The 24,243-nt window shown below is 73.9% G+C and carries 24 protein-coding genes; 11 read left to right on the forward strand and 13 right to left on the reverse strand.

The window, feature by feature from the left end; genetic code table 11:
- The first annotated feature begins 28 nt into the window (after positions 1-28).
- On the forward strand, positions 29-607 hold the full coding sequence (locus ACFV57_RS37680) for a TerD family protein (protein ID WP_385242071.1): 579 nt from the start codon (positions 29-31) through the stop codon (positions 605-607).
- A 51-nt stretch (positions 608-658) separates the two neighbouring features.
- On the opposite strand, the gene ACFV57_RS37685 is transcribed toward ACFV57_RS37680, so the two are convergent.
- Complete coding sequence (locus ACFV57_RS37685) at positions 659-1,240, reverse strand: TerD family protein (RefSeq protein ID WP_385242074.1); 582 nt, start codon at positions 1,238-1,240, stop codon at positions 659-661.
- A 273-nt stretch (positions 1,241-1,513) separates the two neighbouring features.
- On the reverse strand, positions 1,514-2,368 hold the full coding sequence (locus tag ACFV57_RS37690) for a helix-turn-helix transcriptional regulator (RefSeq protein WP_385242077.1): 855 nt from the start codon (positions 2,366-2,368) through the stop codon (positions 1,514-1,516).
- 182 nt (positions 2,369-2,550) lie between these two features.
- Here ACFV57_RS37690 and ACFV57_RS37695 point away from each other — a divergent pair, with 182 nt between their 5' ends.
- The gene (locus ACFV57_RS37695; protein ID WP_385242080.1) at positions 2,551-3,606 is read left to right on the forward strand and encodes an NAD(P)-dependent alcohol dehydrogenase; all 1,056 of its coding nucleotides are present in this window, start codon (positions 2,551-2,553) and stop codon (positions 3,604-3,606) included.
- Positions 3,607-3,872: 266 nt separating this feature from the next.
- Complete coding sequence (locus ACFV57_RS37700) at positions 3,873-4,076, forward strand: cold-shock protein (RefSeq protein ID WP_385242083.1); 204 nt, start codon at positions 3,873-3,875, stop codon at positions 4,074-4,076.
- A gap of 249 nt (positions 4,077-4,325) precedes the next feature.
- On the opposite strand, the gene ACFV57_RS37705 is transcribed toward ACFV57_RS37700, so the two are convergent.
- The 3 genes from ACFV57_RS37705 to ACFV57_RS37715 all read right to left on the reverse strand — a co-directional run bounded on the left by ACFV57_RS37705 (position 4,326) and on the right by ACFV57_RS37715 (position 8,201).
- Positions 4,326-5,672, reverse strand: coding sequence for an aspartate aminotransferase family protein (locus ACFV57_RS37705; RefSeq protein ID WP_385242086.1), 1,347 nt, complete (start codon positions 5,670-5,672; stop codon positions 4,326-4,328).
- A complete protein-coding gene (locus tag ACFV57_RS37710; RefSeq protein WP_385242088.1) occupies positions 5,669-6,523 on the reverse strand; it encodes a nitrilase-related carbon-nitrogen hydrolase in 855 nt (284 codons plus the stop codon). The genes ACFV57_RS37705 and ACFV57_RS37710 overlap by 4 nt, the downstream gene beginning before the upstream one ends.
- Positions 6,524-6,680: 157 nt before the next feature.
- Positions 6,681-8,201 (reverse strand): hypothetical protein, encoded by a 1,521-nt coding sequence (locus tag ACFV57_RS37715; RefSeq protein WP_385242091.1) that lies wholly within the window; start codon positions 8,199-8,201, stop codon positions 6,681-6,683.
- 444 nt (positions 8,202-8,645) lie between these two features.
- Between ACFV57_RS37715 and ACFV57_RS37720 the strand changes: the two genes are divergently transcribed.
- Positions 8,646-9,578 carry an MBL fold metallo-hydrolase gene (locus tag ACFV57_RS37720; protein WP_385242094.1) on the forward strand — a complete coding sequence of 311 codons (933 nt, stop codon included), beginning with the start codon at positions 8,646-8,648 and terminating at the stop codon, positions 9,576-9,578.
- Between the two features lie 25 nt (positions 9,579-9,603).
- Here the strand turns inward: ACFV57_RS37720 and ACFV57_RS37725 are convergent, their stop codons facing one another.
- A complete protein-coding gene (locus tag ACFV57_RS37725) occupies positions 9,604-10,443 on the reverse strand; it encodes a helix-turn-helix domain-containing protein (RefSeq protein WP_385242097.1) in 840 nt (279 codons plus the stop codon).
- A 285-nt stretch (positions 10,444-10,728) separates the two neighbouring features.
- Here ACFV57_RS37725 and fabG point away from each other — a divergent pair, with 285 nt between their 5' ends.
- The 3 genes from fabG (at position 10,729) to ACFV57_RS37740 (ending at position 12,811) form a co-directional block, all read left to right on the forward strand.
- Positions 10,729-11,433, forward strand: coding sequence for a 3-oxoacyl-ACP reductase FabG (gene fabG / locus ACFV57_RS37730; protein WP_385242100.1), 705 nt, complete (start codon positions 10,729-10,731; stop codon positions 11,431-11,433).
- Positions 11,434-11,742: 309 nt separating this feature from the next.
- Entirely contained in the window at positions 11,743-12,174 is a 432-nt protein-coding gene (locus tag ACFV57_RS37735; RefSeq protein WP_385242103.1) for a MarR family winged helix-turn-helix transcriptional regulator, read from the forward strand.
- An 85-nt stretch (positions 12,175-12,259) separates the two neighbouring features.
- On the forward strand, positions 12,260-12,811 hold the full coding sequence (locus tag ACFV57_RS37740) for an isochorismatase family protein (RefSeq protein WP_385242106.1): 552 nt from the start codon (positions 12,260-12,262) through the stop codon (positions 12,809-12,811).
- Here ACFV57_RS37740 and ACFV57_RS37745 read toward each other — a convergent pair.
- The 4 genes from ACFV57_RS37745 to ggt form a co-directional block, all read right to left on the reverse strand.
- Positions 12,792-13,502, reverse strand: a complete 711-nt coding sequence (locus ACFV57_RS37745; protein WP_385242109.1) for a TetR/AcrR family transcriptional regulator — start codon at positions 13,500-13,502, stop codon at positions 12,792-12,794. The two genes, ACFV57_RS37740 and ACFV57_RS37745, sit on opposite strands and share 20 nt — an antisense overlap.
- On the reverse strand, positions 13,499-15,100 hold the full coding sequence (locus tag ACFV57_RS37750; protein ID WP_385242112.1) for an amidase: 1,602 nt from the start codon (positions 15,098-15,100) through the stop codon (positions 13,499-13,501). Before ACFV57_RS37750 ends, ACFV57_RS37745 begins: the two co-directional genes overlap by 4 nt.
- A gap of 133 nt (positions 15,101-15,233) precedes the next feature.
- Complete coding sequence (locus ACFV57_RS37755) at positions 15,234-15,731, reverse strand: MarR family winged helix-turn-helix transcriptional regulator (RefSeq protein WP_385242115.1); 498 nt, start codon at positions 15,729-15,731, stop codon at positions 15,234-15,236.
- Between the two features lie 74 nt (positions 15,732-15,805).
- Positions 15,806-17,662, reverse strand: a complete 1,857-nt coding sequence (gene ggt / locus ACFV57_RS37760) for a gamma-glutamyltransferase (RefSeq protein ID WP_385242117.1) — start codon at positions 17,660-17,662, stop codon at positions 15,806-15,808.
- Between the two features lie 248 nt (positions 17,663-17,910).
- On the opposite strand from ggt, the gene ACFV57_RS37765 reads away from it, so the two are divergent.
- Positions 17,911-18,654, forward strand: coding sequence for a hypothetical protein (locus ACFV57_RS37765; RefSeq protein ID WP_385242119.1), 744 nt, complete (start codon positions 17,911-17,913; stop codon positions 18,652-18,654).
- 30 nt (positions 18,655-18,684) lie between these two features.
- On the opposite strand, the gene ACFV57_RS37770 is transcribed toward ACFV57_RS37765, so the two are convergent.
- A complete protein-coding gene (locus tag ACFV57_RS37770) occupies positions 18,685-20,280 on the reverse strand; it encodes a carboxylesterase/lipase family protein (RefSeq protein WP_385242122.1) in 1,596 nt (531 codons plus the stop codon).
- A gap of 216 nt (positions 20,281-20,496) precedes the next feature.
- Between ACFV57_RS37770 and ACFV57_RS37775 the strand changes: the two genes are divergently transcribed.
- On the forward strand, positions 20,497-20,898 hold the full coding sequence (locus ACFV57_RS37775) for a DUF1992 domain-containing protein (protein WP_385242125.1): 402 nt from the start codon (positions 20,497-20,499) through the stop codon (positions 20,896-20,898).
- A 22-nt stretch (positions 20,899-20,920) separates the two neighbouring features.
- Here ACFV57_RS37775 and ACFV57_RS37780 read toward each other — a convergent pair whose 3' ends face one another.
- Complete coding sequence (locus ACFV57_RS37780; RefSeq protein WP_385242128.1) at positions 20,921-21,643, reverse strand: LysE family translocator; 723 nt, start codon at positions 21,641-21,643, stop codon at positions 20,921-20,923.
- 107 nt (positions 21,644-21,750) lie between these two features.
- On the reverse strand, positions 21,751-22,158 hold the full coding sequence (locus ACFV57_RS37785; protein ID WP_385242130.1) for a hypothetical protein: 408 nt from the start codon (positions 22,156-22,158) through the stop codon (positions 21,751-21,753).
- A gap of 265 nt (positions 22,159-22,423) precedes the next feature.
- Here ACFV57_RS37785 and ACFV57_RS37790 point away from each other — a divergent pair, with 265 nt between their 5' ends.
- Positions 22,424-22,870 (forward strand): RrF2 family transcriptional regulator, encoded by a 447-nt coding sequence (locus ACFV57_RS37790; RefSeq protein ID WP_385242133.1) that lies wholly within the window; start codon positions 22,424-22,426, stop codon positions 22,868-22,870.
- A gap of 132 nt (positions 22,871-23,002) precedes the next feature.
- Positions 23,003-24,217 (forward strand): globin domain-containing protein, encoded by a 1,215-nt coding sequence (locus ACFV57_RS37795; protein ID WP_385242136.1) that lies wholly within the window; start codon positions 23,003-23,005, stop codon positions 24,215-24,217.
- The last annotated feature ends 26 nt before the right edge of the window (positions 24,218-24,243 follow it).

Genomic DNA, 24,243 nt, shown 5'->3' on the forward strand with positions numbered 1-24,243 from the left:
CGCACACGCAAACAGGAGACACAGCACCATGGGCGTCAGCCTCAGCAAGGGCCAGAACGTCGTCCTCAACCAGGACGGCACTCCCCTCGCGGACGTCACCGTCGGCCTGGGCTGGGACGCCCGGCCCACCGCCGGCGCGGACTTCGACCTGGACGCCTCGGCGGTCGTCTGCGGCCCCGACCAACGCGTCCTGTCCGACGCGCACTTCGTCTTCTACAACAACCTGACCAGCCCGGACGGCGCGGTCCGGCACACCGGCGACAACCTCACCGGCGAGGGCGAGGGCGACGACGAGCAGATCCTCGTCGACCTGGACCGCCTCGGCGAGGAGACCGGCCAGGTCGTCTTCACCGTCTCCATCCACGACGCCGAGCAGCGCGGCCAGAGCTTCGGACAGGTCGACGACGCGTACATCCGCGTGGTCGACAACCTGACGGGCCGCGAGATGTGCCGCTACGAGCTGTCGTACGACGCCGCGGGCGAGACGGCGATGGTCTTCGGCGCCCTCTACCGGCGCGGCGGCGAGTGGAAGTTCCGGGCCATCGGGCAGGGTTACGCGTCGGGGCTGGCCGGTATCGCCACCGACTACGGCGTCAACGTCGGCTGACCCGCGGCACACGAAAGGGGCGCGCCCGGACGGGCGCGCCCCGAGCCGTGCCTACAGGTGCGAGGCGATGGCCGGCATCAGGTCCTGGAAGGTGCGGCCGTTCGCGGGCTCGCCGATGGCGGCCATCTCCCAGCCGCCGCCGGAACGGCGGACCTTGGCCATGATCTGCGCGGTGTACTGGCCGCCGCCGGTGAGGGTGTAGCGGGCCAGTTCCTGGCCGTTCGTCTCGTCGACCAGACGGCAGAACGCGTTCTGCACCTCGGCGAAGGTCTGCCCGGTGAAGGAGTTCACCGTGAAGACGATCTGGTCGACACGGGCGGGCACCCGCTGGAGGTCGACGAGGATCGCCTCGTCGTCGCCGCCCTGCCCCGCGCCGCCCACCAGGTTGTCGCCGGTGTGGCGTACGGAGCCGTCGTCGCTGATCAGGTGCTGGAAGAAGACGACGTCGACGGGCTCCTGACCGGCGAAGAGCACGGCCGAGGCGTCGAGGTCGATCTCGCGGGCCATCAGCTTGGCGAGGAAGCCCTTGCGGGCGGCGGCCTGCCAGCCGAGCCCCATCCGTACGACGCTGAGCTCGCCTCCGCCGGACTTGCTCAGACTGATCTTCTGACCCTTGTCCAGGTTCACGGTCATGTGCTGTCACTCCTGCGTCGGGATGGCATGCCTTGGACAGGGCGGCGACGGCCGCCGCCACCGGCCGGGGAATGGAAAATCTACAGCACTGTAGAGGTAATGAAGAAGTAAAGACGCGGGCCGCTGGACGGGGAACGGCAGCGCCCGTCGGACCGTACGGACGGCGAGCACCGCGCGTTCGGCACTTGGTGGGCCCCGCCGGAATGCTCACAGCGGGGCCCAGTCGTACGGTACCCAGCCGGGCGCCCGCACAACAGACCGCGTAGCGGCCATTCACGGCGCCGAGAGCGCCATCTCCGCCGGACGTTCCGCCAGCCGCAGCAGTGCCCGCGCCGAGGGCGACCCGGGCTCGGCGTGGTAGGTGACCAGCTGCTGGTCCGGGTCGGCCGGCAGGCTGAGCGTCTCGTACGCGAGCGACAGCTCCCCCACCACCGGGTGCGCCAGACGCTTTCTGCCGAAGCCCTTGTCCTGGACGTCGTGGGCCGCCCAGATCCGCCGGAAATCCGCGCTCCGGCCGGTCAGCTCGTCGATCAGCGCGCACAGCTTCGGGTCGCCGGGATACCGGCCGACGTCACGGCGCAGCTGGGCGACGACGTGTGCGGCCTTCTCCTCCCAGTCGGCGTACAGCTCGCGCGCCGCCGGGGCCAGGAAGAGCTGCCAGGCCATGTTGCGCTCACCGGGAGGCATGGCGTCGAAATCGCCGAGGAGCGCGCGGGCGAGCCGGTTCGAGCCGAGGATGTCCAGCCGCCGGCCGACCACGTACGCGGGGACGCCGTCCATCGCGTCGATCAGGTCCTGGACGGCGGGACGCACCCACTGCGGCCGGGGAGCGGGACGGTGGCGCCGGGAGACCGGCCCGGCCAGGCGGGTCAGGTGGGAGCGCTCGGCCCCGGTCAGCCGCAGCACGTCCGAGACCGCGTCGAGCACCGCGGCGGAGACGTTCTCCCCCCGCCCCTGTTCGAGCCGTGTGTAATAGGCGACACTGACCCCCGCCAGCTGCGCCAGCTCTTCCCGCCGCAGGCCGGGTACCCTGCGCCGCCCGCCGTGGTGGACCAGACCGACGTCCTCGGGCTGGAGCCTGGCGCGGCGGGAGCGGAGGAATTCGCTCAGTTCGGTGCGCTGGTCCATCCCTGAATTATGGCGCGTACCGCCCGGGGAACGGCGCGGGGGCCGCGGGGCGCCCGCCGCCGTACGGCCCGGGCGGTCCGCCGGAGCGGTCCGCCAGGGTGGTCCTCGCAGTGGTAGGAACGCCGAGCGTAGGTTCAACAGGGCACTGGTTGCCCTGGGCACACAAGCCCACCCTGGAGTACATGAACCGCACCACCGTTCCCGCATACGCAGCACCCGCCCCGAAGGCTCCGCTGGAGCGCATCACCATCGAGCGCCGCGAGCTGGGCGCGCACGACATCCTCATCGACATCAAGTTCACCGGCATCTGCCACTCCGACATCCACACCGTGCGGGCGGAGTGGGGCGACGGCGGGCACTTCCCGGTCGTCCCCGGCCACGAGATCGCGGGCGTGGTCAGCGAGGTCGGCGCCGAGGTCACCCGGTACGCGGTCGGCGACCGCGTCGGCGTCGGCTGCTTCGTCGACTCCTGCCGCGAGTGCGAGAACTGCCTGGCCGGACTCCAGCAGTACTGCACCGGCGAGCTGGGCCAGGTCGGCACGTACAACGCCGTCGGCCGGGACGGCGTGCCCACCCAGGGCGGCTACTCCACCCACCTCGTCATCGACGAGAACTACGCGCTGAGCATCCCGGACAGCCTGCCGCTGGACGCCGCCGCGCCGCTGCTGTGCGCGGGCATCACCCTCTACTCGCCGCTGGCGCACTGGAAGGCCGGCCCCGGCAAGCAGGTCGCCGTCGTGGGCCTCGGCGGGCTCGGCCACATGGGCGTCAAGATCGCGCACGCGATGGGCGCGGAGGTCACCGTACTGAGCCAGTCGCTGCGCAAGCAGGAGGACGGCCTGCGGCTCGGCGCCGACCGCTACTACGCCACGTCCGACCCGGAGACCTTCGAGAAGCTCGCCGGCAGCTTCGACCTGATCGTCAACACCGTCTCCGCGCAGCTCGACCTCGACGCCTACCTGGGCCTGCTGCGCACGGACGGCACCCTCGTCCAGCTCGGCGTGCCGGAGCACCCGCTGCCGATCGCACCGTTCGCCCTCATCGGCAACCGCCGCTCCTTCGCCGGCTCGCTGATCGGCGGCCTCCAGGAGACCCAGGAGATGCTGGACTTCTGCGGTGAGCACGGGCTGACCTCGGAGATCGAGGTGATCTCCGCCGACCGGATCAACGAGGCGTACGAGCGGGTGCTCGCCAGCGACGTCCGCTACCGCTTCGTGATCGACACCGCGACGATCTGACGCCCCGGGACCCCGGTCGCGCACCCCGGGTGCCGCCACGTGGGCGACACCCGGGGATCACCGTCGGTACTGTCCCGGCGACGGCTTCCGTGCTACCGTCAATTCAGTTGCAGTTTTGGTACCCATAAACTTTATGTGCGCCTGACGGTATGTGACCGTCGGGCGCATTCTGTTTCTGCCGGTCACATCCGGATGGGCTCAATTGCGGCGACCCTGGAATCCGCGCAGTGCGGATTCCTCAACTGCCTCGATCGAAGGATAGCGACATGGCAACCGGCACCGTGAAGTGGTTCAACTCCGAAAAGGGTTTCGGCTTCATCGAGCAGGACGGCGGCGGCGCCGACGTCTTCGCCCACTACTCGAACATCCAGGCCCAGGGCTTCCGTGAGCTGCAGGAAGGCCAGAAGGTCACCTTCGACGTCACGCAGGGCCAGAAGGGCCCGCAGGCGGAGAACATCGTTCTCGCCTGACCTGACGCGTACGGCCGGGCGGTCGTCCGCGACCGTCGGCCGGCACGGCAGGACCGCGTAAGGCGCGAGCCGGAAAACCATCCGAAAGGGTGATTTTCCGGCTCGCGTCTTTTCGTGCCCGCTCGCCCGTACATTCCCCGGCCCCTTTGTCCGCACCGGCAGAGCGCCGACGGGGAGTCGGACCGGGAATTTTGCCCGGCGGACCATACCGGGTGCGACATATCGGGCGCCCCGGCAGGGTGGGCCCCCTCAGTCGGGTGACCACGCGCGCTCGGCCGCCCGCAAAGCCTCCGCCAAAATTCCCGCGCCCTCCTCCGCCTCCCCGACGGTCAGCGACAGCGGCGGCGCGATCCGCAGCACCGCGCCCGTCAGGCCGCCCTTGCCGATCAGCAGGCCGCGCTCGCGGGCGGCCTCCACGACGAGGTCCGCCGCCCGCGGCGACGGCTCGTCGGTGCCGGGTACGACCAGTTCGACGCCGATCATCAAGCCGCGCCCGCGCACCTCCCGCACACAGCCCAGCCCCGCGCCGACCGCCCGCAGCCGCTCGATGAGCAGGCCGCCGACACGCCGGGCGTTGCCCTGGAGGTCGTGTCCGAGGAGGTGGTCCAGATTCGCCAGGGCCGCCGCCATGGTGACCGGGCTGCCGCCGAAGGTGGAGATGGAGTGCGCGCCGAGGCAGTTCATGACGTCGGCGCGGGCGACGACGCCGCCGACGGACAGGCCGTTGCCGATGCCCTTGGCGAAGGTGAGCAGGTCCGGCGGGCCGTTGCCGGCGTGCGCCTGCCAGCCCCAGAAGTGATCGCCGGTGCGGCCCCAGCCGGTCTGCACCTCGTCGGAGATCCACAGGATGCCGTGCCGGTCGAGCACCTCGCGGAAGGCCGCGTAGAGCCCGTCGGGCGGCGAGGTGAAGCCGCCGACGCCCTGTACCGGCTCGGCGATGAGCGCGGCGACGCCCGCCGTCTGGCGGAGCATGTCCTCCAGGTCGGCGACGCAGGCGTCGGTGTACGCGGCGTCGGACAGCCCGGCGTACGGGCCGCGGCCGCGTACGCCCCCGTGCACGTACAGCGTCTGGAGCGGCGAGAGGCCGGTCGGCGACCAGGCGGCGTTGCCGGTGACGCCCACGGCGGAGAAGGACCGGCCGTGGTAGCTGTTGCGCATCGCCAGGATCTGGTTCGACTTGCGGTAGGCCGTCGCCAGCAGGAGCGCGGTGTCGTTCGCCTCCGTACCGGAGGTGGTGAAGAAGACCCGGGCGTCGGGGATGCCGGAGAGCGCGGCGATCCGCTCCGCCAGGTCGACCATGGGGCGGGACAGGTAGAGCGTCGAGGTGTGCAGGATGCGGCCGGCCTGCTCGGCGACCGCCCTGGTCACCTCGGGCAGCGCGTGGGCGGTCATGGTGGTGAGGATGCCGCCGAAGAAGTCCAGGTAGCGGTTGCCGTCCGCGTCCCAGACGTGGCGGCCCTCGCCGTGCGTCAGCTCGACGGGCCGCTCGTACAGCAGCGTGAGCCAGTCCGGGAGGACGGCGCGGTGCCGGGAGCGCAGGTCGGCGGCCGGCACCCCGGCCCCGGACGCGTCCCGGGGCCGGTACGAGGAGGTCATGGCCGGGTCAGGCCCTCGTACGCGTCGGGGCGGCGGTCCCGGTAGAAGGCCCACTGCTGCCGCACCTCGTCGATGAGGCCGAAGTCCAGGTCCCGTACGACCAGTTCCTCCTTGGTGTCGCTGGCGACGTCGCCGACGAACTGCCCGCGCGGGTCCACGAAGTAGCTCGTGCCGTAGAAGTCGTTGTCGCCGTACTCCTCGACGCCGACCCGGTTGATCGCGGCGACGAAGTACTCGTTGGCCACCGCGGCGGCGGGCTGCTCCAGCTGCCACAGGTAGGCGGACAGGCCGCGGGAGGTGGCGGAGGGGTTGTAGACGAGCTGGGCGCCGTTGAGGCCCAGCTGGCGCCAGCCCTCGGGGAAGTGGCGGTCGTAGCAGATGTAGACGCCGATCCGGCCCACGGCCGTGTCGAAGACCGGCCAGCCGATGTTGCCCGGCTTGAAGTAGTACTTCTCCCAGAAGCCCTTGACCTGCGGGATGTGGTGTTTGCGGTAGGTGCCGAGCACCGTGCCGTCGGCGTCGATGACGGCGGCGGTGTTGTAGTAGAAACCGGACTGCTCGACCTCGAACACCGGCACCACGATCACCATGCCGGTCTCGCGGGCCAGCTCCTGCATACGGCGGGTGGTGGGGCCGTCGGGCACCGGCTCGGCCCAGCGGTAGTGCTCCGGCTCCTGCACCTGGCAGAAGTACGGCGCGTTGAAGACCTCTTGGAAGCCGATCACCTGCGCGCCCTGCGCGGCCGCCGCCCTGGCGTGTTCCTCGTGCTTCGCGATCATCGATTCGGTGTCGCCGGTCCAGGACGCCTGAACCAGTGCGGCGCGTACGACGTTACGGACAACATCGGCCATGAGCTGCTCCTTCGTCGAGCCGTCGGCCACGGGCCATGCGGATCTACGCGTGTGGAGGCGACCGTAGGCCTCGTACAGCGGCGAGGCAAGAGCATCTCCACCGCGGCGGGGCCGTGGAGCACGGAAGCGAGCGGCGGGGCGCGGGAGCCGGCCGGGGTCAGCCGCCCGTGCCGCCGGCGCGCAGGGCGTGGGTGATGTCGCGGTGCCGGTGCGGCGAGACGCCCGCCGCGGCGTCCAGGAGCAGCGGGGTCAGCTCGTCCGGCGCGCTCGCGGCCGCCGCCACCGCCTCCTCGGGCGTACGGGCCCGGACGAGCGCCGCGAACAGTTCGCGCGCCTGGACCGGGCGGCCCGCGCCGAGCAGCGCCAGCGCCGTGTCCGCCACTTCCCCGACCGGACGGGCGACGCCCTGGCGCAGCAGGCGCGCGCTCTCGGCCGTACGGCCCGCGGCGGCCAGCGCGTCGGCGGCAGCGGCGAGCCGGCCGGGCGGCAGGCAGGCCGCCTCCCAGAGCAGCGTCGGCACCTCGGCGACCAGACCGGCGTGCTCCAAATCCCCTATCAGGAGGGGCAGCTCGGCGGGGTGCGCATGAGCGGCGGCACACAGCAGGGCGTGCGCCTCGCCGCCGCGCCCGGCCGCCCGCAGCCGGGCCAGACGGGCAGCGCTGGTGGAGGTGCGGGCGGCGAGAGGGGCGAGGGATGGGAGGGGTGTGCCGGAAGTGGGTGTGCGAGGGGCGGCAGGCGCGGTGCGGGGCCGGGCCGCGGGGAGGGCGCCGGGCGCTCCGGGGGCCTCTTCGGGCGAGGGCGCGCCGCCGCCCGAACGGCGCTTTCGCGTACGGGCCTTGGTGACACGCCCCGCTTCCGCGCGGGCCCCGTTCCTGCGGCCCCACCGTGTGGCATGGCCGCCGTCCGGCTCCTCCTCGGCCACACCGGCGAAGCGTGCCCCGCGCGGTGCCGGACGAGGGGACGCGCGGGGTGCCACGGCCGGTTCATCGGCGGAGGTTCCCTCCGCCCCAACCCGGTCCTCCAACCCGGCGAACCGCGCGCCCTTGGGACGCCGGGAGCTCTCCCCCGACGGCGCCGCTCCCGCAGCCTCCGACGCGCTCACGCCCATACCCGTACCGCCCGTACCCGTACCCGGGCCGGTGGCGCCGTCCAGGAACCGGCGGGCCGCCACTCGGTCGGCCAATGCGTCGATCCGGCCCTGGAGTTCGCGTGCCCGCACCCCGGACCGTATGTGGTCGTCGCGGGCCCAGGCCAGTTCGTCGGCCAGCCGCTCCGCGCCGGGCCCGCCGTCCGACGCCCGCAGCGCGGCGAGCAGTTCCCGTTCGCGCAGCGCCGCGTACTGCCGCTCGCGCAGCATCACGTCCAGCCGGTCGCCGAGGTGGCCGGGGGCACCCGGGCGGGCGTCGTACGCCTCGACCGCCTCCGCGTGGAGGCGGCGCGCCCGTGGCGCGGCGGTGCGTACGGCGTGTTCGCCGCGCCGCCCCGCGAGGTCGTGCAGCAGCGACTCCACGACGTCCCAGGGCGGGATGTCCGCCCCGTCCAGGCAGGCCCGCATCCCCGCGGGGTCGCGGAGCGTGAAGACGCCGTACCACCCGGCCGTCTCGTCGAGCATCCGCGTCAGCCCGCGCAGAAATCGCGCGAACTCCCTTACCGGCACTTGCGGTTGGTCCCCAGTCACGTTCCTCTCTCCCCTCCCCCGGCCCCCGCCCGTCCCCACCCCACGCCCGACCCGCATTCGACACCAGCCGTGTTTCGGCCTGGATTACGGATGCGCTACGGGCGGCTTTCCGGGACCTCTCCCGCACCGGCCGGGCGGCCGCCCGCCGTTGTCGGTGGTGGGGCCCGGTCCGCGGACATGGCCGAGACGCTCCGGTGCGGCGCCGGTCCGGCGGCGCGGCGCGTGAGACTGATCACCGGTCCTCCGGGCCGGGCCCGGCACAGAGCGGTACGCCCGGCCGGAACGCGAACCATCAGCCGTCTTGAGTGGGTTTTCTCCGCAGGTGGTGAGTACATTGGCTCCCTGCGGAACCGGGGTGATCTCTTCCGTCGGGGGCCACCGCCAGGTCCGTACGCCGTGCCCGCATCCGGCGGCAGCCGTGCCCCACGAGAGAATGGACCTCCCTTGACCACGCCCCGCCTCGTCCCGCTCTCCCCGACCACCTGGGCGTGGACGCACGACAGCACCGCCTGGGGCTACAGCAACTGCGGCCTCGTCGCGTCCGACGGCGAGGCCCTCCTGATGGACACCCAGTTCACGCTGAAGGGCACCCGGCAGCTGCTGGACGCGATCGCCGACGCCGTACCGTCCGCGACGATCACCACCGTGGTCAACAGCCACCAGAACGGCGACCACACCTGGGGCAACGAGCTGGTCGGGGACGCGGAGATCATCACGTCCGAGGCGTCCGCCGCGCACCTGTGCCACGAGATGAGCCCGGACATGCTGTCGGCCCTGAGCCGCAGCGAGCCGACCAGCGCGGTCACCGCCTACGCCGTCGAGCACTTCGGCGGCTTCGACTTCGACGGCATCACCGTCACCGGACCGACACGGACCTTCACCGGCAGCCTGGAGATCACCGTCGGGCGCACGGCGGTGCGGCTGCTGGACCTGGGCGCCGGACACAGCGCGGGCGACGTCGCGGTGCACGTGCCCGAGGACGGCGTGGTGTTCACCGGCGACGCCCTGTTCCACGGCGGCCACATGATCGTCTGGTCGGGCTCGCTCACGTCCTGCGTCGCGGCCTGCGACACCCTCCTGGCCACCGGCGCCACCACCTTCGTACCCGGACACGGCGCCGTCACCGACCGGGCGGGCCTCACGGCCTTCCGCGACGAGCTGTCCCGGATCTTCGAGACGGCCACCGCCCACGCCCGCCGCGGTACGGAGCTGGCCGAGGCGGCACGCCTGGTCAAGGCGGCGCACGCCGGCGGGCTGGCGCACCCCGAGCGGCTGTTCACCGCGGTCGCCGCGGCCTACCAGGAGGCGGGCGCGGAGCACGTCCCCTCCACCACGTTCGAACTGGTCGAGGGCATGGCCCGGCTCGCGAACGCCTAGCGTCCGCGGGTCCGCCCGGAGGCGCCTAGAGCGCGTCCGCCACGGGCCGACCGCCCGGCGCCGCGTGGATCGGCGCCGGGTAGTCGGACGGCACCACCAGCATCAGCCGCTGCGTACGGTCCCCGAGCGGCGCGAAGCAGCGGAAGGTGACCTCGAACTCCTCGTCCCCGTGGCCGGGCAGATACAGCCAGCGCCGGTCGCCGTCCGGGTGGGTGACCGTGGTGAGGTCGTCGGTGAGCAGCCGGGCCGCGACCCGGTCGCGCTCCTTGATCTCCGCGACGACCTCCGCCAGCCGCCGGTTCTCCGGCTGCTCGGCGGCGGCCAGCCGCAGCTGGGACGCCATCGGCTTGGCCCAGTCCTCCTCCCAATCGATCAGCTGGAGGCGGGCCTCGGGATAGGTGAGTGCCCAGATCATGACGTTGATGCCGTGCTTCATCCACGGCCAGTCCTGCTCGCACGCCGCGTTGTACAGGAGCACGTCCCAGGAGGCGTCGGACAGGTACGCCGGCCAGGGCTGCACCTGGATGAGCGCGGACGTCGACGGGTCCACGGTGCCGGAGGGGCGGTACAGCGGCGGCGGCACCTGGCCCCGCGCGTAGACGAAGAGGGTGTGCCGCTGGGCCTCGTCGAGGTCGAGGATGCGCACGATGCGCTCCAGCCACTCGGTCTTCGGCCGGTCGATCCGGCCGGACTCCAGCCTGCGGTACCAGCCCTCGGTGACGCCGGTGAGCACCGCCATCTCGGCCTGGGTGATGCCGAGCCGGTCGCGGTGGCCGAATTTGGCGGTGAAACCCGGCACCTGGTTGGGGTCGCGGGGGCCGCGCCAGTCCCGCAGGAAGTCGCCGATGCGGTGGTTGCTGGACATCCGGCGCCCGACTCCCTGGCTTGGTAAAAGGATCGAAAAGTTACGGCCGACTGTAACCCGGTGCCGTCACGCGCCGGAGGAGCCCCCTCCCCTTCCGCCCGGCCCGAAAAGTACACCAAACCCGGCACTTCATCCTATTACCTCCGCCATACCGACACGTCACCTACCGGAACTCCCCGTACCGGTCACCCCGGGTGACCGGCGCCGGACGAGAACGGTCGGTCGGTTTGTGTCAGAGTGACTGACCGCGCCCGCCGGGCCCCCAGCAGCAATCGAAAGGCAGCCATGAGCCGCAGCGTCTTCATCACCGGTGGCAACCGGGGCATCGGCCTGGCGATCGCACAGGCCATGGCGGCCGACGGGGACAAGGTGGCCGTGACCTACCGCTCGGGCGAGCCGCCGGCCGGCGTCCTGGGCGTACGGTGCGACATCACCGACCCGGAGCAGGTCGAGGCGGCGTTCCGGCAGATCGAGGAGGCACACGGCCCGGTCGAGGTGCTGGTCGCCAACGCGGGCATCACCCGCGACGCCCTGCTGATGCGCATGTCCGAGGACGACTTCGGCGACGTCGTCGCGACCAACCTGACGGCGGCCTACCGGCTGGCCAAGCGCGCCACCCGCGGCATGCTGCGGGCCCGCAAGGGCCGCATGGTCTTCATCGGCTCGACCGTCGGCCTGCGCGGCGAGGCGGGCCAGGCGAACTACGCGGCGGCCAAGGCGGGGCTGGTCGGCCTCGCCCGCTCCCTCGCCCGCGAACTGGGCTCGCGCGGCATCACCGCCAACGTGGTCGCCCCCGGCCTGACCCGGACCGACATGGCCGCGGCGCTGCCCCAGGAGCGCCTGGACGCCATGACGGAGCAGATCCCCCTGGGCAGAATGGCCCGCCCCGAGGACATCGCCGCGGCGGTCCGCTGGCTGGCCGGCGACGGGGCGTCGTACGTCACCGGTGCCGTCATCCCGGTGGACGGCGGCGCCGGCATGGGCCACTGAGCCCCGCGCCACCACACATCTTCAGCCACGCCCGCGCCGCACCTTCCCGGCGCGGGAGGACACACCCACCCCACGGGGGCGGTGCCGTGAGCGCTTGGACGGGGGTCAGGCGCTCACGGACACCGGGGGCAGGAGGGGAGCCTGTGAGGCGTCGGATTCCGGCGTCTCACAGGCGCGTTTCCCGGGCGGCTTCCTGAGCGAAGACCTCCGGTGGAACGGGCGCCAACGGACATCGACGGGCCCCGGTCAGCACGCCCCACTCGACAGGTGAACTTGCAAGTCTGCCTGTCATGATTCTACGGTGCCGCTATGCCCGACCAGGAACAGGAACGTCTGGCGGCCGAACTGCGCGCCACCGTCGGCCTCCTCATGCGGCACCTGCGCGCCGTCTCGCAGCAAGGCGAACTGACCGCCTCCCAGCGCGCGGCGCTCGCCCGGATCGACACCGAAGGGCCCACCACCATCGCGGCGCTGGCCCGCGCGGAGCTCGTACGGCCCCAGTCGATGCGGCTGACCATCGGCGCCCTGGAGGACCGGGGAGTGGTGCGGCGCAGCCCGCACCCGACCGACGGCCGGCAGGTCGTCTTCTCCCTCACCGAGGAGGGGCGGCGGATGCTCGGCGAGGCCCGGCAGGCCAAGCAGAACTGGCTCGCCGTCGCCATCGCCGAACGCCTGGACCCCGCCGAACAGCGGACGCTGGCCGACGCGGCCGAGCTGCTGCGGCGGCTGACGGGGGAATGAGGCGCGAAGGCCCCGTCCCCGATACCCGTTCCTTTCGGGCGCTCCCCCGCGAGCACGCCCGCAACGACCCAGGAGCAGCCCACCCATGCCCGTCACCACACTCGACGCCACCACCGCCCTCATCGTGATCGACCTCCAGAAGGGCATCACCGCCCTGCCCACGGCCCACCCCTCCGCCGAGATCGTCGAACGCTCCGCGCGGCTCGCCGCCGCCTTCCGCGCGCGGGACCTGCCCGTCGTGCTCGTCAACGTCGCGGGCGGCGCTCCGGGCCGTACGGAGACCGGGCGGCCCGGGGGCACGCCGCCCGCCGACTGGGCCGAGCTGGAGCCGGGACTCGACCGGCAGCCGGCCGACGTCACCGTCACGAAGCAGACGTGGGGCGCCTTCCACAACACCGCTCTCGACGCGGAACTGCGCCGCCGGGGCGTCACCCAGGTCGTCGTGACGGGCATCGCGACCAGCATCGGCGTGGAGTCCACCGCGCGTGCCGCGCACGAGCACGGCTACCACGTCACCGTCGCGACGGACGCGGTCACCGACATGGACGAGGAGGCGCACCGCCGCAGCCTGGAGAAGATCTTCCCGCGCCTGGGCGAGACCGGCTCGACCGAGGAGATCATCGCCCTGCTGGGCTGACGGGCCCCGGAGGCGGCGCGGGGGCCGCGCCCCTGGCCAGGAGCAGCAGGGCGTCGACCAGGTCCTCGGCGGTGGAACCGGTGGCCAGGCGCCGCAGCTGCTGCCCCGTGACCAGGGCGACGACGGTCCCCGCGAGCCGCTCGGCGTCGGCGACGCCCAGCGCCGTCAGGATGCGGGCGGCGAGCCGGTCGTACGCGGCGAAGCACTCGGCCGCGGCGGTCCGCAGCCGCTCGTCGCGGCCGGCCTGCACATACAGTTCGAACGGCGCGATGTGCTCGCTGTCGAACTCCGTACCGCCCGCGACCTGGCCGACCAGCGCCGCGGCCTCGGCCAGGCCGATCCGGTCGACGCGGCTGTCCTCGGCCAGTTCGGTGAAGCGCCGGGTCTCCTCGTCGACGAAGCGCAGCAGGCTCTCCCGCAGCAGGTCGTGCTGGGTCGCGAAGTGGTACGTCACCGAACCCAGCGAGACGCCGGCCTCCTTCGCGATGCGCCGGTTGGTGACGGCGGCGACGCCGTCCCGCCCGATGATGCGCAGCACGGCGCCGATGATGCAGCGCCGGGTGTCGGCCGCCTGGCCGGGGCCGGGCGCGGGCGTGGCCGACGAGCCGGGCGCGGTGGCTTCCCCGCCCGTCCCGGCTCCCGTCCGTCCCCGCCCGGCGCTCTGTCCCGGCCCGGCGCTCCGCGCCGTCATCGGTCCACCGCGTCCGACGACCCCGCCGCGCCGGGCGCCCGGAGCCGGTCGGCGGCCACCATCAGGCTCCGGATTCGCTCCCGCCCCCGGCCCGGTCCCCGGCCCCGCTCTCCCTGCCGCTTCCCGCCGCGGGTCCCGGTCACCGGCGCCGCCGGGCCGTCGTCCGTCGCCCCGTACCGCTCCGTCGTCGCCTCCGGCCACCGCTCGTGCCACCGCAGCTGCCCCTCCAGCTGGGCCGCCAGTGAGATCAGCAGCGGTTCCGAGTGGGACGGGCCGAGGAGCTGGGCGCCCAGGGGCAGTCCGCCCGCGGTGAAACCGGCGGGGACGCTGACGCCCGGCCAGCCGAGGACGTTCCACGGCCAGGCGTACGGGCACGCGGCGATCATGGCCCGGTCCGTCTGCCAGCCGTTCATCCGCGCGAGCGTGCCGACACGCGGCGGCGGCGCGGCCGTGGTCGGCGTGAGGATGAGGTCGTACGAGCCGAACAGCGCGCCCACCCGCCGGTGTTGCCGCCGTTCCGCCAGCCGTGCCCGGCGCAGCGCGGGGCCGCCGAGGAGCCGCCCCAGCCGGGCCGCTTCGCGGGTGCGGCGGTCCAGCAGGGCGGGGTCGGGCGCCCGCGCCACCCATTCCCGTACGCCCGTCGTCGCCCGCGGCACGAACGCGAGGCCGATCAGCCCGTAGTCCGGTTCGGCCTCCTCGACCTGGTGGCCGAGGCCCGCGAGGGTGCGGGCGAGGGCGGTGACCGCGGTCCGTACCTCCGGGTGGAGCGGTTTGGGCGTACCGGTGAAGGCCGGTTTCCAGGAGAGCGCGATGCGCAGCCGGCCCGGGTCGCGGTCCGCCGCCGCGCGGGCCGCCACGGGGCGGGGCCGGTGCAGGTCGCCGTCGTGGTTGCCGGCGGCGGCGTCGAGGAGCAGGGCCGCGTCCCGTACCGTACGGGCCAGCGGGCCGAGCACCGTGATGCCCTGGAACGACTCCGCGTCGGGCCAGGTCGAGATGCGGCCGCGCTGGGGCTTGATGCCGACGAGGTGGGTCCAGGCGGCGGGGATGCGGACCGAGCCCGCGCCGTCCGTGCCGAGGGCGCCCGGCACCAGGCCGGCGGCGACGGCCGCGGCCGAGCCGCCCGACGAACCGCCGGGTGTGTGGCCGGGGTTCCAGGGGTTGCGGGTGTCGCCGAAGGCGGGGCCTTCGGTGAACGGCCACTGTCCCAGTTCGCAGGCGTTGGTCTTGCCGACGACGACGGCCCCGGCCCGGCGCAGCCGCCGTACGGCCTCGGCGTCCGCCGTCTTGGGCGGGAACTCCCCGGCGCAGCCGAACGCGGTGGGTTCGCCCGCCACGTCGGTGTCGTCCTTGACGGCGAGGGGGACGCCGAGCAGCGGCAGCCGCTCGCCCGCGGCCAGTCGGCGGTCGGCCGCGGCGGCCTCGGCGAGCGCGGACTCGGCGCGGACCCGCCGGAAGGCGTTGACGGTGTCCTGGGTGGCGGCGATGCGCTCCAGCGAGCGCCGTACCAGTTCCACCGACGACACCTGGCCGGCCGCCAGCGCCGCGGCCTGCTCGGCCAGTCCTTCGTACTCCCTGGTGCCGTTGTCGCGTACGCCCATGGCTCCCCCTTGCCGGCACTGTTCGTTCGAACGAACAACTTCGACGGTAACCGGGGCGGGCGCCCGCTTCAACGGGGCGCTTTCGGCCGCCGCGGCGCCGGTGTGCCGCGGGCCGTGGGCCGCGCGGTGCGGGCTACGGCCGGGCCCGGCCGAGTTCCGCGAGGCGGGTGAGGGCGGGCAGGGCCTCGGCGATCGCCTGCCGCTGCCCGGAGGTCAACCGGGCCACCAGCGGCTCCAGATGGCGCGTCCGGTCCGCGTGGCGGGAGCGGCCGACCCGCCGTCCCGCCTCGGTGATGCGGACGAGGACGGCGCGTCCGTCACTGGGGTCGGGGCGGCGCTCGACGAGTCCGTCCCGCTCCAGCCGGGTGACCAGCTGGGTGATGCCGGGCTGGCTGACCTGCTCGGACCTGGTCAGTTCGGTCAGCCGCAGCGGTCCGTCGCTGAAGGCGAGGGTGTCCAGCACCGACAGCGTGGTGACGGACAGCTTCTCCGGCACGGGGAGCCGGACGTAGAAGCGGTGGAACTGCTCGATCGCGGTGGTGAAGGCGTCCACATCCAGGTCACCGGCCGGAGGGTGGCCGGGGGTGTCGCCTGCGGCGCGGTCCGGGGAGGGTCTCGGGTCGTCGTTCACCCCGAAAACCTATCCTATGTTCAATAAGTCACTTATAGGAATGCCGCCCGGCCGCGCCGCCCATCGCTACCGTGTCACTTCTGAGGGCGTACCACCATCGCCGACCCGCCCCCGCGCCGCACCTTCTCCGCCGCCGCCAGCCAGCGTCCGTCCGGCAGGCGCTGCACACCGGCCGCGGCGCCGATCTCCGGATTGCGGGTGAACGTGTGGCCGATGGCCTCCAGTTGCGCGCGGACCGGGCTGTCCCACAGGCCGGGTTCCAGCTCGGTGGCGGCGGCGTTGCGCTGGCTGGCGCGGGGCGCGGCGATGGCGTCGACCAGCGGCATCCCGCGGTCCAGGTGGTTCAGCAGGCTCTGCAGGACGGTCGTGATGATCGTCGCGCCGCCGGGCGACCCGAGGGCCACCACCGGCCGGCCGTCCCGCAGCACGACCGTCGGGGACATCGAGGACCGCGGACGCTTGCCCGGCCCCGGCAGGTTCGGGTCGTGCACGGCCGGGTTCGCCGGGGCGAAGGAGAAGTCCGTCAGCTCGTTGTTGAGCAGGAAGCCGCGGCCCGGTACGACGATGCCGCTGCCACCGGTCTGCTCGATGGTGAGGGTGTAGGAGACGACGTTGCCCCACTTGTCGGCGACGGTCAGATGGGTGGTGTTCTCGCCCTCGTACGTCGTCGGGGCGGCCCGGCCGCCGGCGTCGCAGGGCCGCGGGTGGCGCGGGTCGCCGGGCGCCAGCGGGCTGGTGAGCACCGCGTCGTCCTTGATCAGGCAGGCCCGGGAGTCGGCGAACCGCTGCGAGGTCAGACCGCGCGTCGGCACGTCCTCGAACTCCGGGTCGCCCACCCAGCGCCCCCGGTCGGCGAAGGCGATGCGGCTGGCCTCGATGTAGCGGTGCAGGTAGTCCTTCTCGCTCAGCTCGGACAGGTCGCTGTGCTCCAGGATGTTCAGCGCCTCGGCGATGCTCGTGCCGCCGGAGGAGGAGGGCGCCATGCCGTACACGTCCAGCCCCCGGTACCGGCTCCGGGTCGGCGCCTGACCGCGCACCTCGTACTGCCGCAGGTCCTTCGCCGTCAGATCACCGGGCCGTACCCTTCGGTCGGCGCCGGGGCGCACCGGCGGCTTCCGCACGGTCCGCGCCACGTCCTCGCCGAGCCGCCCGTCGTACAGCGCGTCGACTCCCTTGTCGCCCAACTCCTTGTACGTACGCGCCAGGTCGGGGTTCTTGAAGGTGGAGCCGACGACCGGGAGCCGCCCGCCGGGGAGGAAGAGGCGGGCGGTGGCCGGGAAGTCGCGGAAGCGCGCCTCGTTGGCGGCGGTCTGCGCACGGAAGGTCGCGTCGACCGTGAAGCCGTCGCGGGCCAGCTTCTCCGCGGGCTTGAGGAGTTCGCCCAGCGGGCGGGTGCCCCACCGGTCCAGCGCGGTGTCCCAGGTCGCGGGCGTACCGGGGGTGCCGACGGACAGGCCGCTGGTGACCGCCTGGTCGAACGGGATCGGTGTGCCGTCCTCCAGGAAGAGGCCGCTGTCCGCGCTGCGCGGCGCCGTCTCGCGGCCGTCGAGGGTGCGTACGGTCCGGGACTTGGCGTCGTACGAGACGAAGTAGCCGCCGCCCCCGACGCCGGACGAGTAGGGCTCGGTGACGCCGAGGGCCGCGGCGGTGGCGACGGCGGCGTCGACGGCGTTGCCGCCCTTGCGCAGCACCTCGATCCCGGCAGCCGAGGCGTCGGCGTCCACGCTGGAGACCGCGCCGCCGTAACCGACCGCGACGGGGACCTTCGCCGGGGTGGTGCCCGGGGCCTTCGCCGGGGCGGGGCCCGGCGGGTGCGAGGCGGACGGCGGCGGGGCGGCGGACGGTGACTGGGCCGAGGCCGGGACGGCGGCGAGCGAGCCGGCGAGCGCGGCCGCCACCCCCAGTACGGAAAGACGTCGGGCCGGTGTCATGCGCGTTCCCTCCTGGCCTGTGCGGGCGGCAGGGGCCGGAGCCTACCTGCGTGATCACGGGGGCGACAGGGGGCGCGAGGGCGGGGCGCGAAAGGGGCGCGAAAGGGCGGCCGCCACGCGGGGGCGCAAAGGTACGGCGGCTCGCATAGCGGGCGCCGGCCCCATGCCCGTACGGACCCGGGCAAGGCAGCCCAGCCGCCCGCCCCGCGTTCGAACACACTCCCGGACAGCGGCTACGCTCCCCCGCCATGGACGACTCCCTGCTCCTCCTGACCGTGGCGGCGGCCGCCCTCGTCGTGGGCGCCGCGGCCGGCTGGGCCGCGCAAGCCGCCGCGGCGCGCCGCAAGCTGAGCCGCGAGCAGAGCTTCTTCGGGCTGCCCGACGGGGCGGAATGTGTGCTGGTCACCCACCGGGACAGCACGTCGGCCCACTGGAGCATCCCGCGGCACGACGCGCTGGCGCTGCTCGGGCTGGCCTCGGTGGTGGAGAACTGCGGGGCGCACGCGGAGGTCGCGCCGCACGACACCGGACTACAGGGTTTCGGCGCCCGCACCGAGTTCTGCGTCGGCGACCCGACCGCGCACCGGCGCCTGGCCGCGCACCTGGCGAACCTGCTGCCCGGGGTGGCCGTCCACCCCGGCGACGAACACGGCATCGGCCGCGGGACGTTCGCCGTCGGCGGCTCGACGCACCGACTGGAGCCCGGCGCCGTGGAACACGTTCTGCTGGCCCGGCTGACCGCCGTCGAGAGCGGCCGTCCGGTCTTCCTCGCGGCCGGCCAGCGCCCGGTCACGCACCGCGCCGCGGTACGGCACCTGGTGCGCAACCGGGCGCGGCTGGCGCGCAAGTACGGCGCCGACGGGCAGTTCTGCCTGCTGCTCAAGGTGGTCAACTCGCAGGCGTACGGGCCCGACGTGGTGGAGGTGGTCGGGGACGTGACCAAGGCCGCGCTGGCGCCGCCGGAGCCGAAGGGGCACCGCGCCGGGGTGTAGGGGGACGGGCGGCCCGGCGGGTGGCCGGGCTCAGCCGAAGTACATGACCTCGGGTGCCGGACCGCCGAGGTACGGCCGCCAGTCCGCGAGACCCGGCCCGTTGGGCGTGCCGGTGGCGGCGAAGGCGGCGAGCGCGCCGCCGAAGACGTGCGCCAGTTGCCGCCCGGCGGCGCCCGGCCGCCCGAGCATGGGGCTGTCGGCGAAGGCGTCGAACGTGCCGAAGAGGAACGGCAGCTCCGCGCAGTGGGTGGCGCCCAGCGTGCCGTCGCCGCCGTCCGGAGCCCGGTCGAAGCGGTAGACGTACGCGGGTGTCCCCTGCGCGGCGCGCTGCTCCGCGATGCGGACCGCCCCGTCCCGGAACAGCCGGCCGGTGGCCGCCTCGGTGAGGAGGCCGACGGGTGACGCGTCGGGCCGCAGGCGGGCCAGGTCGTCGTACGCGACCGCCGCTTCGTCCGGGTCACCGCCGCGGAAATCGTCACCGGCGTCCTCGCGCATGATCCGCAGGACGTCGTCCCGGGTGAGGGACCCGGCCTGCTCGTCGGAGGCCAGGAAAGCGGTCATCTCGTCCCGCACCGTGCCGATCAGCAGCTCGGTCCCGCCCAGCGCGCCCTGCGCGACGGCCTGCTGCGGGCCGGCCGGCATCATGGCGCCGCCGAGCACCGGGTACATGGGCGGCGCGACCCGGCCGGGCCGCCATCGGTCCGCGGCCAGGCGGGCGTACGCGGCGAGCAGCCGTTCCACCGGCAGCGCGCGCAGCTCCCGCAGCGCGGCGCCCTCGTTGCCGGGCACGGCCGCCTTGTCCGGCATGCCGAGCAGCCGCAGGAAGTCCCCGGTGCTCTCGGCCGCGGCGGCCGGTTCCTGGGGCGGCAGGCCCCACGGCCCGCTCTGCGCGACGACCCGGCGCACCGGGCCGCGGGCCTGCGGGGCGACCGCGAGGGCGAGGGCGGAGTACGCGCCCGCCGACTGGCCGCCGACGGTGATACGGGCGGGATCGCCGCCGAAGGCCGCGATGTTGTCGTGCACCCAGTGCAGCGCGGCGGCCTGGTCTCGGAGGCCGAGGTTGTCGGCGCCCGCCTCCGGGAGGAAGAGGTAACCGAGCGGTCCGACGCGGTAGTTGGCGGTGACCACGACGAGGCCGCCGAGCGCGGCGAGCCGGGCGCCGTCGTACCAGTCCCAGCCGCCGGAACCGCTGGTGAAGCCGCCCCCGTGGAACCACACCAGCACGGGGCGGCCCCCGTCGGCCGCCGCGCCCGCCGGGCTCCAGACATTGAGGGTCAGACAGCCGTCCTCGTCCCAGTCGGGAGTACGGCGCCCCATGACGCGCTCCAGGCGGGACGGGCCCTGCGGCACGGCGGGCCCGGGGCGCGTCGCGTCCCGGACACCGGTCCAGCCCTCGTGCGGGCGCGGTGGCGCGAAGCGCAGGGCCCCGACCGGCGAGGCGGCGTACGGAATCCCGCGGAAGGCGGCCACCGGCGGCGCGTCCGCCGGGCCCGCCGCGTCGGCGATGTCCGTGCCGCCCGGCCGCCGCCCCGCACCCGCCGCGCCGTCCGGCACGGGGCCCGCCGCGCCACGCACCCGTCCCCGCTCCGTCTCCACGGCCTGCCACCACTCGCGTCCTGCGGCCATCGGCTCCGTCCTCTCCTCCGGTTCGGCCCCCGCGCAGCTTCCGTTCTACGCGACGGGCCGCGCCTGCCGTGCACCTCCCCGCCACGAGGTGCACGGCCCGGCCTCCCGCCGCTCAGCGGCACCCGGCGAATCCCCGTGTGGTACTCCTGTACCAACGGCTCCGGCGTGCCGGGGCCGCGGGTGACCGGCCGAACCCCTGCATGAGGGAGCTCCGTGATGACCGAGCGCAAGCCCCCCGGCGTCGACTTCGAGACCTGGACCGACCGGCAGATCCGCGAGGCGGCGGAGCGCGGCGAGTTCGCCGACCTGCCCGGCTTCGGCAAGCCGCTGACCGGCCTGGAGAAGCCGTACGACGACATGTGGTGGGTCAAGGAGAAGATGAGCCGGGAGAACCTCTCCTTTCTGCCGCCGACGCTCGCGCTGCGCAAGGAGGCGGAGGACGCGCTCGACGCGGCGGCGCGGGCGCCTTCGGAGGGGGCGGTGCGGCGGATCGTCGGCGAGATCAACACGAAGATCCAGGAGGCGGTCCGGCAGCCGCCGCCCGGACCGCCGCTGAACCTGGAGCCGTTCGACGTGGAGAGCGTCGTGAGCGACTGGCGGGCACGGCGCGCGAAGTAGCGCGCCCGCGGGCACCGCGCCGTCACCCCGTCCGCCGCTCGGTAGCCAGCCACCCCGCCAGCCCGAGCATCGCGACGCCGGTCGTCGCGTCGAGCCGCCGCCGAACGCGCCGGGTGATCCCCAGGGCCTTCAGCCGGCCGCCCAGCGCGGCGTAACCGCAGGCACAGCCGAACTCCACCGCGATGTAGGCCGCCCCCAGGGCGAACAGCGGAACGACGACGTGCGACGCGTCGCGGGCGAGGAACTGCGGCAGGAACACGGTGAAGAGGACCAGGGCCTTCGGGTTGGCAGCCGCGACGACGAACTCCTGCCACGCCAACCGGCACACCGACACACCGGGTTGCGGCTCCGGCGCCGGCGCGTCGGGGTGAGCCTCCCCCGCCGGTACGGCGCAGCGCGGCTCCCGCGCTCCTCCCCCGGCGCCACCGCGCCCGGTCTGCGCGCCGTCCGCCGAGCGCCCCGCCGTGACCACCGTGCGCAGCCCGAGCCACGCCAGGTACACCACCCCACCCCACTTGACGACGTTGAACGCCACCTCGGAGGCGGTCAGCAGCGCCCCCAGCCCGGCCGCCACCGCGGCCACCATCAGCGCGAACGCGCCGAACCGCCCCAGCGAGGCACCCACCGCGGCGCGCGGGCCGTGCCGCAGCCCGTTGCGCAGCGCCAGCAGTTGGTTGGCCCCGGGCGTGGCGGCCAGCAACAGGGCCGCCGGGAAGAACGCGGCCCACTCGACATCGGTCACCATGCGCCGACGTCTACCCCGCGGCGGGGCAGGCGTCACGGAGCAGGGGCCGAACGCCGGACAGCCCGGCCCGGCCGCGGCCCGGTCACGCGCCGGCCCCCGGCCCTCCGCTACGGCCGCAGCGCCTCCCGTACGGCATGGCAGGCGTCGATCGCGCGAATCGTGGCCTGGGTGCACAGGCGGCAGTGCTCGTGGCGGCCGGCGTGCGCCCGGCACAGTTCGTTGCTGCGTTCGCAGGCGACCACGCACGCGTCGAGCTGCGCGGCCAGCAGCCGGGTCTCCCCGCCGCCTTCCCGCAGCAGCAGCCGGAGCGTCGCGCCGACGACATCGTGGCAGTCCAGGTCGGCGCGGGCCGCTTCCCGCATGCGGTCCGCGTCGTCGGAGGCGAGCATTCCCGTCGCGCAGACGAGGGCGGTCTGCTCGCAGTCGGCGAGCGCGTCGGCGGCCGGGGCCAGGACGTCGGTGCCGAGCCTGGCCTTGGTGGTGATGCTGTCGAGGAGTGTGCGGGTCTGGAGCATGACGGCCTCCAAGTGCGGTGTTTCCGGGCCGGTTCCGGCACCGCATCCCGGTGGCCGGAGGGTGGCCCGTGGATGCCCTTCGACCCGAACCTACTGCCGTCCGGCGCGCCGGGACAGGCGCACGGCAGGGCCGTCTTCGCCACCTCCGTCCGGCGCGCCCGTTCTGTCCGCCCCGTCCGTTCCCGCCCGGCCCGCCCGTTCCCGCCCGGCCCGTCCGCGGCATCCCAAATTGGCATCGCATACTCCAATTCAGTACGGTGGAGCCGTGCGACTGACGAAGAGCACCGACATCGCGCTCCGCATCGCCATGCGGCTCGCGGTCCTCGACGATCGGGGCGACCCGCCGACCACCCGCGAGGTGGCCGGTGCCGTCCAGGTCCCGTACACGCACGCCGCCAAGGTGGTGAGCAGACTGCAGCACCTCGGCGTCGTGGAGGCCCGGCGCGGACGCAACGGCGGCCTGTCCCTGACCCGGGCCGGCCGCACCGGCTCCCTGGGACACCTGGTCCGCGAGCTGGAGGGCGTCGGCGACGTGGTGGGCTGCGAGGACGATCCGCCCTGTCCACTGCGGGCCGCCTGCCGGCTGCGCAGCGCCCTGCGTACGGCGCAGGAGGCGTTCTTCGCGTCACTGGACCCGCTGTCCATCGACGACCTCGTGGGCACCCCGACCGGCCCCCTGCTGCTCGGCCTGTCTCCGCGCCCGAAGGGCTGAACGGCCCTACCGCGCACCCCCACCCCCGCTCGTACGCTTACCGAGAAATGCGAATCTAAGATGCAAGTTATTTGCGTCATCGCATCTCCGCCGACCGACCCCCTCAGCACTTCCCGAGAACCGGAGCACCCGATGTTGTCGTCCCAGTCCGCCGCAACCGTCCGCGCCACCCTTCCCGCGGTCGGAGCGGCCATCGGCGAGATCACCCCGCTCTTCTACGACAAGATGTTCGCCGCCCGCCCCGAGCTGCTGCGCGATCTGTTCAACCGCGGCAACCAGGCCAACGGCAGCCAGCGCCAGGCCCTCGCCGGCTCCATCGCGACGTTCGCGACGTACCTGGTGGAGCACCCGGACGAGCGCCCCGACGCGATGCTGGAGCGCATCGCGCACAAGCACGCCTCACTCGGCGTCCGCGCCGACCAGTACCCGATCGTGCGCGAGCACCTGTTCGCGGCCATCGCCGAGGTGCTGGGCGACGCGGTCACCGAGGCGGTCGCGGCGGCCTGGGACGAGGTGTACTGGCTGATGGCGAACGCCCTCATCGCCATCGAGAAGCGCCTGTACGAGGAGGCGGGCGCGCCGGACGGGAACGTCTGGCGCGAGTACCGCGTCGTCGGCCGCTTCCAGGAGACCGACGACGTGGCGACCTTCGTCGTACGGCCGGTGGACGGGGAGCCGGTCCCGGCGTCGCGGCCCGGCCAGTACGTCTCCGTACAGGTGGCGCTCGCCGACGGCGCGCGGCAGATCCGGCAGTACAGCCTGTCGGGGCAGCCGGACGGCGGGCTGCAGTTCTCGGTGAAGCGGGTGGCCGGTGACGATTCCGGCTCGCCCGCGGGCGAGGTCTCCAACCACCTGCACGACCGTGTGCACGGCGGGGAAATCCTGCGCGTCAGCGCCCCGTTCGGCGACGTGGTGCCGGAGGAGAGCGACCGCCCGCTGCTGCTCGCCTCGGCCGGCATCGGCTGCACACCCATGATCGGCATCCTGTCCCGGCTCGCCGCCGACGGCTCCGCCCGCCGGGTCGTCTCGCTCCACGCCGACCGCGCCCCGCACACCCACGCCTTCCAGGCCGAACTGCGCCAGCTGACCGGGAAGCTGGCGCACGCCACGGCCGAGGTCTGGTACGAGCGGCCGGGGGCCGCCGCCGAGGCGGAGCGCGGCGCGGACGTGGTCACCCGGCACGAAGGGCGCATGGACCTGAGCGGCGTCGAGATCCCGGAGGGCGCGGTCGCCTACCTCTGCGGCCCGGTGCCCTTCATGAAGGCCGTCCGCGGCCAGCTCCTGGCGGCGGGCGTGGGCGCGGCGGACATCCACTACGAGGTGTTCGGACCGGACTTGGGCATCTGACCAGGTGGCGTGCCCGGCCGGTCGGC

It is taken from the genome of Streptomyces sp. NPDC059788, from assembly GCF_042732265.1.
GTDB lineage: Bacteria > Actinomycetota > Actinomycetes > Streptomycetales > Streptomycetaceae > Streptomyces.